Source organism: Wandonia haliotis, assembly GCF_039523435.1.
Taxonomy (GTDB): Bacteria; Bacteroidota; Bacteroidia; order Flavobacteriales_D; family Crocinitomicaceae; genus Wandonia; species Wandonia haliotis.
This window is the reverse complement of record NZ_BAAAFH010000003.1, coordinates 466,765-479,337: the sequence shown is the minus strand read 5'-3', so window position 1 is coordinate 479,337 and position 12,573 is coordinate 466,765. Positions and strand designations below refer to the sequence as shown.

Below are 12,573 nucleotides of genomic sequence, written 5' to 3'. Positions count from 1 at the left end.
TGGTCTTTATACAATTCGGACCGAAATTTGCAAGTTATTGAATCAGGAACAAAAAACTAAAATACAAAAGTAGCGACAATGAGTGTATTTGGAAGCAATGAGGAGTTGGTTGATAAAATAAAAAGCCAAATCAGTACACTAAAGAGCTCTGCTCTCGAACCCAGAGAATTTGAAACGCTTTTGGAAAATACACGAGAGCTATATGAACGAATGCTGATACTTCGATATAAAGCATTTGAACAGCATACCGGCAAGCAGGAAGAAACCCAAACACCAATTGAACCGGAATCTTCTGCACCCGAACAGAAAGAGGTCGAAGAAGAGATCATTATTCCTCAGGTAGAAACGCCGGAAAAAGAAACAGAACCCTTTACTTTCTCTCTTTTCGAAGAAATCGAAGAAGAACAGACAAAAGCAGAAAATACAGTTTCTGAAACTTCTGAAGTTGAATCTGATTCCCAACCGGAAGAACAAATAACCGGGGACTCAAGACAACCGGAGACATTTCTTACGAATCAATCCCCTGTCTCAGAATCCGCAAAAGAACCGGAATCTCTACTTGAAAGACTTAGTGAACAAAGTAATTCCAACCGCCTTGCCGACAAATTAAAACTCACCCGGATTGATTCACTCGGCAGTACATTTACGCTTAACGACAGGATTCGTTTTTCGCAAGGACTATTTAGTGGAAACAATGAAGCATTCAGAAATGCGGTTCAGGAACTTGATAGCTCTGCTTCACGTGATATTGCTATTGGTCTCCTCAAAAAATATGAAGCTGAATACAGCTGGGATATGGAAAGCAAGGATGTTGAACATTTTTACGAATTCGTAGAACGTTTATATGTATAAATTACTGCCACTACTACTGTTCTTTGTCTTTGTTGGTCATGGTCAACAAATGGAAAAACGAGTGCTTGAAACACTTTGTTCCGAAGAACTGGGGGGAAGAGGTTATGTGGACCGTGGGGACAGTCTCGCGGCTGAATTTTTAGCCCGTGAATTTGAATCTTTAGGCTTACAACCTGTCGGCAAAAGCTTTTTTCAATCTTTCCCTTTTGATATAAACACCTTTCCCGGTGCTCTTTCTGTCTCCATCAACGGCAAGCCTCTGCAGCCCGGAGTTGAATTTCTGATTGATCCTGCATCAGGAAGTGCTAAAGTTAGTTGCCAATCCAAACGATTTACCATACAGGAATTACTCTCCGGGGAATTAAAAGCTCATCTTGTTGATATTCGTGAGAAAAGACTGATCCCTGTGTTAGACCCATCCGGGGTTACCGATCGGGACACATTAGCAATGTTAAAACAAACTGCCATTGCCCTGGCGGATATCGCACCTGTTGTTTTGTTATCGGATCATCTGAGTTGGTATCTGGCGCAAAATCAGCTTCGAAATCCTGTTATTGAAATCAATACGACCAGCTACGAAGAAGGGAAAATTGAATTTGAGATAGAAGCACATTTTAAAAAGCACATCGCACGAAATGTCATTGCACAAATTCCTTCCAAAGGAAAAGCAAAACGCACTCTTGTTTTTACAGCCCATTATGATCACCTGGGAAAAATGGGACAAGAAACTTATTTTCCGGGAGCTAATGACAATGCATCGGGTACTACTATGCTGCTTTCTATTGCCAGCCAACTCATACAGAACAAACAAGAGAGTACCCGTTACCTGTTTATTGCCTTTGCCGGAGAAGAAGTAGCCCTGCTGGGTTCAAAGTATTTTGTTGAGCATCCTTTGATTAAGTTAAATACAATCGATTTCCTGATCAACCTGGATATATTAGGTGGTGCACAGGAGAACATTACCGTTGTCAATGGTAAAGAATTTCCTGATCAATTTAGCCTATTACAGGAAGCAAATACATCCGGAAAATATATTCCTGCTGTCAAAGCCCGCTCTTCATCTGCTAATAGTGATCACCATTGGTTTTATATAAATAATGTACCTTGTTTTTTCATCTACTCATCCGGTGATAACAAACATTATCATGTCCCTGAAGACAAAGCGGATCATATAGACATGAACTCTTTTATGAGTGTTCGTCAACTTCTTCTTGATTTTGTAAGCCGATTTTAAGTACAAGCCGTTACAGTTATTGTTCGTATATTTATAGTTCGGGTCTTAAACATCAAGGAACAGGAATGAAAGTAAAATTTGCAGGTGCAGCGAAAACAGTAACAGGAAGTAAACACATCCTACAACTTTGGGACAACACGACCGTACTTTTAGATTATGGAATGTATCAGGGACTTGGAAAAGACACCTATTCTCTGAATGCAAGTGAGATTATCGATCCGAAAAAAGTAAATGCACTAATCCTGTCGCATGCTCATATAGACCATTCCGGTCTGATTCCAAAATTTGTAAAAGACGGCTACGAAGGCAAAATATATTGTACACCTGCCACTTACGCGCTATGTGAAATTATGCTTCGCGACAGTGCTTTTATTCAGGAGGCAGATGTCAGATATTCCAACAAAAGGAAAGGAAGAACCGGAAAAGATGCCTATGAACCACTATACACACTAGCAGATGTAGATATTGCCCTCAATCAATTTGAGGTCATTGACACCCATGAAAAGTTTAACGTGGCTCCGGGAGTAGATGCGACTTTTATACCCAATGGACATATTTTGGGCAGTGCTGCGGTTTATCTGGAAATAGATGAAATCAGTGAAAAGTCTACCTTATTGTTTACAGGAGATATCGGACGCTTCAATACATCACTTATCAGGGATCCTGAATGTCCTCCTGCTGCAGATTATGTTATTTGTGAATCAACTTATGGTGATCGTTTACATAATCGTAATGAGGATGCAGAACAGGAGTTGCTCGAAGCTGTTATCGATACACTCAAACGCAAACGGGGAAAGCTCATCATTCCTGCATTTAGTCTGGGACGGACTCAGGAAATTGTATTTGCCCTGAATAAACTTGACCTGTATGGACTTCTCCCGGATGTTAAGATTTATGTAGACAGTCCGCTCGCGACAGATGCAACCAATATTACCCGTGATTTCAGCCACCTGCTCAACAGAGAAGTTCAACGATTTGCAGCATCCAGATCCGATGCGTTCGGATTCCGGAAATTAACCTATATAAAACGCAAAGAAGATTCACAGGCGCTTAATTTCTCCAAAGAACCCTGCGTAATTATTTCTGCTTCGGGTATGGCAGACGCAGGAAGAGTGAAGCACCACATATTTCACGGAATAGAAGATCCTTCAACTACACTTCTTTTTGTCGGGTACGCAGAACCTATGTCGCTGGGCGGAAAGCTTCAACGGGGAGAGAAAGAAGTTACCATATTTGGAGAAACCAAAAGAGTAAAAGCAGAAATCCGAATGATCACTTCTCTCAGTGCTCATGGTGATTATAAAGAAATGATCCACTATTTATCCTGTCAGCAACCGGATAAAATCAAAAAACTGTTTTTGGTGCACGGAGATCCTGATGCACAAACCTCCTTCAAAAAACACCTCGAAGAAGCAGGTTTTTCCGCTATATTCATTCCTGAAATGGGTGAAAGTTTCGAATTGTAAAATTACCCTAAAAAGGGTATTTCAAAATTGAATTAACACCCTGATATTTGTAATCATTCTAAATAAGGGTGAAATGAATATCGGAATATGCGTTGAAGACATTGTAATAGCAGGAGGAATAAAGCTTCTTCTTGACACCAATCCTTTGGCGGATAAGTATCCGGGAATCCCTCAAATTTCAAGTCATCTCCTTACTTCTGAAAAAGCTGATTACGATTTTGTCATTTGCTGTGAGAAGAGTGCAGATCATCAATGCGTGTCGATTGACCGCAAAAAACTGGTTTTACTTTTGGGAGACGAATCGGTAGAACAAATTCCACAACGGGTTAAAGAAAACTTTGGAGCTATCCTTCTTAAAAAGGAATTACAATCCAACCTTATAGTAGCTGTATATAACCTTTGGGAAGAAAACAGGTATTTCTCTCCTGGAATTACCGTTTCTCTGATAGCTAATACCAATGCTATATCCGCTGTTCTTTCGGAACGCGAGTACCAAATAGCGCGACTTATTAATAAAGGTTGTAAATCCTCCGAAATAGCAGAGAAACTTTTCCTGAGTATTACAACTGTCGCAACACACCGTAAAAACATCTTCAAAAAGCTGGATGTTCACTCTGCTGAACAACTCAGAGGTCTTTTTGAAAAAGAGGGTATGTAATATACCCTTTGTTTTACCCTTCTCTCCTCTTTTTCATGAGTTTTTACGGCGCTACATTTGCACTGTTTAAATTTAGTCTAAATAAAATTAATATGAAAAAATCAATATTCTCTCTCATTTTGCTTGCATCAACGCAGGTAATGGCTCAACAAAATGAGTCCGTCAGCATGGGGGCAGGTTATGCCAACCATATCTGGTACAGTCTTGAAAACGGCGAAACAGAAACTTCAGCTAAAGATAACTGGCACCTTGCATTTCAGGTAAGTCCTTACGGTGTTTCTATCCGAAACAACCGATCTGTAGATATGGAAGTATGGAAATATCCTTCTCAGGGAACTGCAGATTGGGCAACTTTAGATACAACAGGGATGTCAGCTACATGGAGTGCTGTATATAACTCAGATTCAGATTGGGAGATCGGTGCATTCAACCAGCTTCCTTCAGGTAGTTACAACTACGGATGGGGATCTTACAATACCGTAAGTCACGCTGTAGAAGGAGATCAATTGTATGTAATTAAATTACCGGATGACTCATACAGAAAAGTATGGTTTGTAAGTCGCATTTCCGGTGAATACATATTCAAGATCGCTACACTCGATAATACAACAGATGTTGAAAAAACATTCTCTAATACATCCGGTGTAGCTGATAATGCATTGTTCGGATATTATGACATCATCAATGATCAGTTCGTAAACCGTGAGGCAGATGCATCCAACTGGGATTTTGTTTTCATGCAGTATAATGCAGAAATTTATGGTGCTTATGGAAACCAGCGAGTAGCAGGAGTTTTACAACACCCTGATGTAGAGGTTGCACGTGTTGATCTGGACAACCCCGGGGATTCCTATGATGCTTCTTCACTTGTATATGTAACAGAAGTAAATGCTATTGGTTATGACTGGAAATCTTTGAATTACCAAACTTTCCAGTGGGAGATTCCTGATACGATCCTGTACGTAATCAAAGCTCAAAACGGAGACTACTGGGAATTACAATTTACTGATTTCGGAGGAACTGCAAATGGGAACATCAGCTTCACGAAACGTAAAGTCGGTTCGGCTTCTATCGGAGAAAATGAAGAAGGTTTCTTCTCAATCTACCCTAACCCTGCATCCGGGTTTGTTACACTAACTCATGATAATTCCGAAGCATTTAACGTTTCCATCTACAGTACTTCCGGACAATTGAAAAAATCCGAGCAAATCGAAGGAGGATCTGGATTGAATGCAACTACAATTTCCCTCGACGGACTGGAAGCAGGAATCTATTTTGTAAATATTATAGCGAACAATCAAATACGTTACAATACTAAATTAATCGTCAGATAATGAAACTATTAAATACAGTATTAGTAGTTGCGATGAGTGCAGGGATATTCTATTCCTGCACTACGTCGTCTAAGGAAGAGCAAAAGACTCCACAGACTGAATCAGAAGAAATTACGGATCAGGGACCTCGTATCGTCTCTCTCCATGCTTCGGCTTCTGAAATCATTTCTGCATTAGGTTGTGAAGAAGATCTTGTGGGGACGGATATTACTTCTGTTTATCCGGAAAGTGTAAAAAAGATCACCAAATTAGGGCATATCAGTGGTATTACCGCACAGGGAATTCTCTCTCTTAAACCAACATTAGTGGTTGTTCATAAGGATGAACTTTCTGCACAACTTGAGAAACAGCTTCAGGAGGTTGGTGTTCAAATTGAAAAAATTGAACAAAACTATACACCCGAAGGAACAATCCGGTTAATTTCTTCTCTGGGAGAAACACTTGACCGAAAGGAGGAAGCTCAAGAGTTGATTGCTGCATTCAATCAGGAAATGGATAGTCTGACAGTTACTTCTTCCAACAAAAAAGTGGTTTTCATCTACGCACGTGGTGCAGGGACACTTATGGTTGCAGGAAAAGGTACTCCCATGGATGCTCTGATTCAATTGGCCGGTGCCGAAAATCCATGTTCAGATTTTAAGGATTTTAAACCACTCACCTCAGAATCACTTGTAAAAGCAAATCCTGATGCGTTGTTCTTTTTCAATTCAGGAATTGAAAGCATGGGAGGACTGGAAAGTTTATCTCAAATTCCGGGATACAATCTTATTAATGCCGGAAAAGAAGGTCATGTTGTCTCTATGGAAGGTTCACTCGTAAGTTCTTTTGGTCCCCGATTACCAAAAGCAATCCGTGAATTAAGTAACAAACTATCTGCTGTTCAATGACAGGAAAACGATCAAATAGTATTTGGTACGTATCACTCGCTGTGATTTGGTTCGTTATTCTTTGGTTCGGATTAACATCCGGGTCATTCGAAATCGGATCCGGCGACTTATGGAACATCCTTCAGTATAAGCTTGGTTTTGCAGAACTGAAACTGGACGACCTGAGTGTGTCGGTTCTGACCAAAATTCGCATTCCGCGGGTTATTCTGGCGGCAATTGTCGGGGCATCCCTTTCCATTGCAGGAGCAGGACTACAGGGGTTATTCCGTAACCCGTTAGCCGACCCGGGACTCATCGGAGTGTCAACCGGAGCTTCAGCATTTGCAGCATTTGCAATTGTACTTGGTATTCCTGCATTATTCTCAGTATCCTGGCTGAACATGTTTGCGCTAAACGTATTTACCTTTATCGGAGCACTCACAGTTATGTTCCTTGCGATCATGATTGCACACTCAAGAGGTAATACGTTGCTGACAACTTTGCTTCTTACCGGGATCGCACTTAATGCACTGGGAGCATCAATAACCGGATTATTGACTTTCCTTTCCGAAGATGAACAATTACGTAATATCTCTTTCTGGATGCTCGGAAGTCTCGGGGGAGCCAATTGGACAACAACGCTGGTTCTTACAATTATTAATATTCCGGTCATTATTTTGCTACTCACCCGCGGGAAAGTACTCAATGCGCTTTCTTTGGGAGAGGAGAATGCCGGTTATCTGGGAGTGAATGTGCGAAGAGAAAAATCCATCATTATTATTCTCAGCTCACTTCTGGTGAGTACATGTGTCAGTCTGACAGGAGTTATTGGTTTCGTTGGGCTGGTTGTACCCCATGTAATACGACTCTTAAAGGGAGGTGATAATAAATTTATCCTGTTCAACTCCATCATTGTTGGTTCAGGGTTTTTGATCCTGGCCGATACTATCAGCCGGACGATAATTATTCCGCAGGAATTACCAATTGGTATTATTACCTCTTTGGCAGGAGCTCCATTATTCCTTTACATCATCATTAAAAACAAACAAAAAGCGGGGGTATGATTCGTTTAGACAACATATCATTGCAGCTTAACAGAAAAACACTGCTTCAGGATATTTCCACTTCCTTTATACCGGGAGAACACACGGTTATTCTTGGTCCAAACGGAGCTGGAAAATCTACTTTACTGCGGGTTGCAGCACTTGGAATACAACCTACCGGTGGAACCATCAGTTATCCGTCAGTAGACATTTCATCACAAGCCCAACTTTCGAAAGTACGCACATTTCTGACGCAGCAAAGTATGTTCAATAGTGAACTGACTGTACGGGAACTGGTTTTTATGGGGCGATATCCTTATTATCACCGCACTCCCGACGCAACGGATATAGAAATTGTTGAGAATGCCTTACAACGATTCAGTATTAAACATCTATCCGAACAAAAACTTCAGTTTCTTTCAGGAGGAGAATTGCAACGCACCCACCTTGCCCGCGTATACGCACAGCTTTTCACTGATGAGCAGATCAGTTCTATCCGGAACAAATTCCTGTTCATGGATGAACCTGTAAATAATCTGGATATAAAACACCAGGAAGAACTCATTACACTGGCAACGGAACTTACTGAAAATGGCGTTGGCGTCGTTAGTGTTCTTCACGACATTAATATGGCACTTCATACCGCCGACAAATTAATTCTACTCAAAAAAGGCTTACTCGCGGGGGAATTAAACCCAACAGAGATTACCGAAAATATTCTGGAAGATCTTTATGAACTTCCTTTTGAACAAACAGGAGATCTGATCTTTTCACCTAAAAGAATCCGGTCAAAAATTTATCAAATTTTTTAAATACTAAAAGAAATGGAAACACAGCAAATCAGTTTGAAAGAGCGTTGGAATGCGCTACAGCAAACAAATCCACACCTAAGAATTCGCAATGCTGCAAATGAGCTAGGAGTAAGTGAGGCAGAGCTTCTTGCTACACGTTGCGGAGAGGGAGTTACACGTCTTCGTCCCGAATTCAAAGAATTACTGTCACAAATTGAAACTCTGGGTTACGCAAATGCTATCACAAGAAACGACAGTATTGTACACGAAAGAAAAGGAGTGTATCAGAACTTCACATGGTCTCCTCATGCGGCACTTTTCGTTGGAGAGGACATTGACAATCGTTTGTTTCCTTCTTGTTGGAGAAGTGCTTTCTCTGTGACAGAAGGAGAAGGAGAAAAAATCCGAAGAAGCATTCAATTATTTGACAATCAAGGAACAGCTGTACACAAAATTTACCTGACATCCCAATCAGATGTGGCTGCTTTTGAAAAAATAACTGCTGATTTTAAAAGTGAAAATCAGGAGCAAACTGAAGTAGTAGATGCTTTCAAAAAACCGGTTCATCCAGCTGAGACACGTGATGCAGAGCCTGATTATGAGCAGTTCAAACAGGAGTGGGTCGATCTTAAGGATACACACAATTTCTTCGGAATGATTAACCGTCACAAGTTACATCGTATCGAGGCGCTTGAGAATGCTCCTTCTACGCATTTCGCAAAAAAAGAAGGGAATGATATTCTTCGCAAAGCACTTCTCTCTGCCAGTCAGTCAGAACTTCCTATTATGGTATTTGTAGGAAACAGAGGTGCAATAGGTATTCATACAGGACCGGTTAAAAAAATTGTTGATCACAACGAATGGCTTAACGTTCTTGATCCTGAGTTTAACCTTCACATCAAAGAACAGGATATCGACCAGTCATGGGTAGTTCGAAAACCTACTGAAGACGGAGAGGTTACTTCTATTGAATGTTTTGACAAAGACGGAGAGCTAATCATCACCCTCTTCGGAAAACGCAAACCGGGAATTCCTGAAATGGAGGAATGGAGACAACTGGTTGCTTCTATTCAAAATTAATCACTTGAAATGATAAAACAGGCTTTCATATACTTTTCATTACTTGTTACCGGGAGTGTTTATTCCCAACATGTGGATATGCATATTATAGGGCTTCCGGATTCTGTTGAAGTTCCGGGAGCTCGTGTGCATATGCTTGACAATAACGGAGAAGTGGTTTACCGGACTTCTTCCAACTTCCAGGGAATCGCACGTATTCAGGGAGTGAACCTTTCCTCAGTAACACGGATGGAAATAAGCAGTATGGGCTACAAAACAATAGTGCAGGAGATGAAAGGACAGTCATCATTTCCTGCACGTATTCTATTACAACCTGAACACAAAGTGCTTAATCAGGTTGTGGTTACCGCTTCACACGGAGCGTCTAATCAAAAAGAATCTGCCTACTCTTCTAAAATTATTACTGCAGAAAAAATCAGTGCCATGGGTGCTGTTTCGTTGAATGACGTACTTACGAACGAAGTAAATATTCAATTGCAACAAGACAATGTTCTGGGCACAGGTATTAAACTTCAAGGAACCGGAGGTCAAAATGTAAAAATTCTGATAGATGGAGTACCTGTTATAGGACGATTGGACGGAAATATCGACCTGAGCCAGATTAACCTGAGCAATGTTGAACGAATAGAAATTATTGAAGGTCCGCTTTCCGTGAACTATGGAAGTGATGCTTTGGCCGGAACAATTAATATTATCACCAAAAAGACCGTAAAAGCCTCCTGGCAAATAGAAGGTCAAACCTTTTATGAAAGTGTAGGACAATATAACGCAGATTTACGAATAGGAAAGCGGTTCGGGCATCATATGGTTGCCGTCCGTGGAGGAAGGTACTTTTTTGATGGTTGGTCACCCGATGATAAATTCTGGGCTTACCCTCATAAAACTCCTGCCGACACAACACGTACTCACTTGTGGAATCCCAAAGAACAGTATTTCGGAGGTCTCGATTACAGATATATCCGAAACAACTGGAGCCTTCGTATTAATTACGAAGGATATTTTGAAAAAATGACAAACCGGGGAGCTCCTCAGAAACCTTATCTCAATCGGGCTTTTGATGATGAATATCTTACCAATCGTCATACCGTTTCAGGAAACCTGTCTATTAAACCTTCTGTAAACTGGACGGGAAATATTCTTCTTTCCGGAGCTTTTTATGAAAGAAATAAAAATACGTATTTAACGGATCTTACCAATTTGGAAAGAGAATGGTTGAATAATCCGCAGATGCAGGATACAACAGGTTACAAACAAGTGATGAGCCGCGGGAATTTCATCCGCAAAAAAGACTCTTCCACGGTAAGCCTGGAAATTGGTTATGAAGCTTCTTTAGAAGCTATGCGGGGAAAACGTATTGAAGCCAGTCAACAGAGTATGTTTTACGCAGATCTGTTCAGTACCCTCGAATGGCGTCCTATCGAACAAATCCTTGTAAAACCGGGAGTTCGATATGGTTATAACTCAGCATACGCCACTATTCCTATTCCTTCCATTCACACCAAATTCACTCTTCAAAGCTGGACGCTTCGCGCCTCCTATGCCCGTGGTTTCAGAGCTCCGAGTATAAAAGAGTTGTATTTTGAATTCATAGATATTAATCACAATATCATAGGAAATGCTGATCTAAAAGCCGAACAATCCAATAATTTCCAGCTGAACATTTCAAAAGGGTTTCAGTTTAAAAAGCGGGAACTGGACCTCGAATTGAAAACTTTCTATAATGACATCAGAAACCAAATCACACTTCAGGTTACTGAAGGAACCATGGAATACAGTTACTTCAATCTGGCGCGTTCACAAACAACCGGGGTGAATTTCTCAGTAGAATACGGTGGCGATAATGTACGTGCTTCTTTGGGAGGTTCTCTTCTTGCTTACAAAATTGAAAGCCCGGAATATGTTTATCCTGAATTCCTGATGTATCCCGAAGCGCGTGCTTCTATACAATACAACTGGAAGTTGACAGGGCTTTCGTTTGGTTTATTTTACAAATACAACGGAAGACAACCCAATTACTTCATCGATGCAGAAGGCACTACTTCACTGGGACAAACGGAGGACTATCACATGATGGATATTTCCGTGAGCAGAAGTTTTATAAAAAAACAACTGACTGTGAGTTTAGGGTTAAAAAACCTGTTTGACGTCAAACAGGTTAACCGCACCGGGGGAACCGGTACCGCGCACGCAAGTGCTGTTTCTGCCAACAATATTGCACGGGGTAGAAGTGTCTTTCTGAGCTTACGCTATAATTTCCAAATTAACAGCAAGAAAAATGGAACTACGAACTAATAACTTGTTACATCTCTTTTTGATTTTATCCGGAGTTATTCTCTCCTCTTGTTTGAAAGAGTATCCGGTTCCTGTATCCGGAAACAGCGGGATAAGTGAAACGGTTACGGTGGAAATGGGAGAAACTTATAAAAACCAGATTTATTATGACCTGGAAGAAAATGTCATTGTAGATATTAAAGACAAAGATGCATGGGATATTGCATTAACTTGTTCAGATACATCCTATCATTTGTTGTTAAACAGTGCTAAAATAATGGGAGCTGTTCATCTGGAGAATGCGACACTTCAAAGTAGTGTATCAACGTCAGGGCATGAATGGGAATATGAATCACCGGAAGGATATTACGCTCAAAGCGCCTTGTATAACTGGGATGCCAAAGGCGGAATCTACCTTGTTGATGCCGGGCTGAATTATTTGGGACAACATCAGGGATATTATAAAATGCAGGCTGAACTCGTTGAAAATGGTGTTAAAATTCGTTGGGTGAAAACCGGAGAAACAGAAGAACACGAATTTATACTACAAAAGGATCCTGCCTATAACTCAGTTGGTTTAAGTTTTATTCATTCCGATTTTGTTGAGACGGAGCCACCTGCAGACTCGTGGGATCTGAAATTCAGTGTATATACTCACATCTTTGAAGGGCACATGCCTTATTCTGTCGTTGGAGCACTGGTAAACCCCAATAAGTCATTTGCTTTAAAAACAGAAAATCCATTTTCTGAAACCGACTTCAACACATTACAGGGTGTAACATTAAAAAGTGAACTGAACACAATAGGATATGACTGGAAAGAATTCAATTTTGACCAAAGTCTCTATGAGGTATATTCACACTTCACTTACTTGATCCAGACCCGGAATGAAATGGCATTTAAATTGCGATTTGTCGATTTCTACAGCCCTGATGGCGTTAAAGGTTATCCGACTTTTGAATTGGAAAGTTTGTAAAT

At 40.7% G+C, this 12,573-nt stretch carries 11 protein-coding genes; all 11 read left to right on the top strand.

What is annotated here, in order from left to right; all coding sequences use genetic code 11:
* Positions 1-78 precede the first annotated feature (78 nt).
* A complete protein-coding gene (locus ABDZ97_RS02655) occupies positions 79-852 on the top strand; it encodes a hypothetical protein (protein ID WP_343784819.1) in 774 nt (257 codons plus the stop codon).
* Entirely contained in the window at positions 845-2,086 is a 1,242-nt protein-coding gene (locus ABDZ97_RS02650; protein WP_343784817.1) for a M28 family metallopeptidase, read from the top strand. Before ABDZ97_RS02655 ends, ABDZ97_RS02650 begins: the two co-directional genes overlap by 8 nt.
* 65 nt (positions 2,087-2,151) lie before the next feature.
* Positions 2,152-3,552 (top strand): MBL fold metallo-hydrolase RNA specificity domain-containing protein, encoded by a 1,401-nt coding sequence (locus tag ABDZ97_RS02645; RefSeq protein ID WP_343784815.1) that lies wholly within the window; start codon positions 2,152-2,154, stop codon positions 3,550-3,552.
* 73 nt (positions 3,553-3,625) lie between these two features.
* Positions 3,626-4,210, top strand: a complete 585-nt coding sequence (locus tag ABDZ97_RS02640; RefSeq protein WP_343784813.1) for a response regulator transcription factor — start codon at positions 3,626-3,628, stop codon at positions 4,208-4,210.
* Positions 4,211-4,302: 92 nt separating this feature from the next.
* On the top strand, positions 4,303-5,544 hold the full coding sequence (locus ABDZ97_RS02635) for a T9SS type A sorting domain-containing protein (protein WP_343784811.1): 1,242 nt from the start codon (positions 4,303-4,305) through the stop codon (positions 5,542-5,544).
* Positions 5,544-6,431, top strand: a complete 888-nt coding sequence (locus ABDZ97_RS02630) for a heme/hemin ABC transporter substrate-binding protein (RefSeq protein ID WP_343784809.1) — start codon at positions 5,544-5,546, stop codon at positions 6,429-6,431. Before ABDZ97_RS02635 ends, ABDZ97_RS02630 begins: the two co-directional genes overlap by 1 nt.
* Positions 6,428-7,474, top strand: coding sequence for a FecCD family ABC transporter permease (locus ABDZ97_RS02625; RefSeq protein ID WP_343784807.1), 1,047 nt, complete (start codon positions 6,428-6,430; stop codon positions 7,472-7,474). Before ABDZ97_RS02630 ends, ABDZ97_RS02625 begins: the two co-directional genes overlap by 4 nt.
* Positions 7,471-8,265 carry an ATP-binding cassette domain-containing protein gene (locus ABDZ97_RS02620; protein ID WP_343784805.1) on the top strand — a complete coding sequence of 265 codons (795 nt, stop codon included), beginning with the start codon at positions 7,471-7,473 and terminating at the stop codon, positions 8,263-8,265. Before ABDZ97_RS02625 ends, ABDZ97_RS02620 begins: the two co-directional genes overlap by 4 nt.
* A 12-nt stretch (positions 8,266-8,277) precedes the next feature.
* Positions 8,278-9,324, top strand: coding sequence for a hemin-degrading factor (locus tag ABDZ97_RS02615; RefSeq protein WP_343784803.1), 1,047 nt, complete (start codon positions 8,278-8,280; stop codon positions 9,322-9,324).
* A gap of 9 nt (positions 9,325-9,333) precedes the next feature.
* The gene (locus ABDZ97_RS02610) at positions 9,334-11,616 is read left to right on the top strand and encodes a TonB-dependent receptor domain-containing protein (protein WP_343784801.1); all 2,283 of its coding nucleotides are present in this window, start codon (positions 9,334-9,336) and stop codon (positions 11,614-11,616) included.
* A complete protein-coding gene (locus ABDZ97_RS02605) occupies positions 11,600-12,571 on the top strand; it encodes an HmuY family protein (protein WP_343784799.1) in 972 nt (323 codons plus the stop codon). Before ABDZ97_RS02610 ends, ABDZ97_RS02605 begins: the two co-directional genes overlap by 17 nt.
* The last annotated feature ends 2 nt before the right edge of the window (positions 12,572-12,573 follow it).

Excerpts from the sequence above, each read along its gene's own strand:
- ABDZ97_RS02645 (WP_343784815.1), top strand. The coding sequence starts at position 2,152 with ATGAAAGTAAAATTTGCAGGTGCAGCGAAAACAGTAACAGGAAGTAAA.
- ABDZ97_RS02630 (WP_343784809.1), top strand. The coding sequence starts at position 5,544 with ATGAAACTATTAAATACAGTATTAGTAGTTGCGATGAGTGCAGGGATA.
- ABDZ97_RS02610 (WP_343784801.1), top strand. The coding sequence starts at position 9,334 with ATGATAAAACAGGCTTTCATATACTTTTCATTACTTGTTACCGGGAGT.
- ABDZ97_RS02655 (WP_343784819.1), top strand. The coding sequence starts at position 79 with ATGAGTGTATTTGGAAGCAATGAGGAGTTGGTTGATAAAATAAAAAGC.
- ABDZ97_RS02625 (WP_343784807.1), top strand. The coding sequence starts at position 6,428 with ATGACAGGAAAACGATCAAATAGTATTTGGTACGTATCACTCGCTGTG.
- ABDZ97_RS02620 (WP_343784805.1), top strand. The coding sequence starts at position 7,471 with ATGATTCGTTTAGACAACATATCATTGCAGCTTAACAGAAAAACACTG.
- ABDZ97_RS02650 (WP_343784817.1), top strand. The coding sequence starts at position 845 with ATGTATAAATTACTGCCACTACTACTGTTCTTTGTCTTTGTTGGTCAT.
- ABDZ97_RS02640 (WP_343784813.1), top strand. The coding sequence starts at position 3,626 with ATGAATATCGGAATATGCGTTGAAGACATTGTAATAGCAGGAGGAATA.
- ABDZ97_RS02605 (WP_343784799.1), top strand. The coding sequence starts at position 11,600 with ATGGAACTACGAACTAATAACTTGTTACATCTCTTTTTGATTTTATCC.
- ABDZ97_RS02615 (WP_343784803.1), top strand. The coding sequence starts at position 8,278 with ATGGAAACACAGCAAATCAGTTTGAAAGAGCGTTGGAATGCGCTACAG.
- ABDZ97_RS02635 (WP_343784811.1), top strand. The coding sequence starts at position 4,303 with ATGAAAAAATCAATATTCTCTCTCATTTTGCTTGCATCAACGCAGGTA.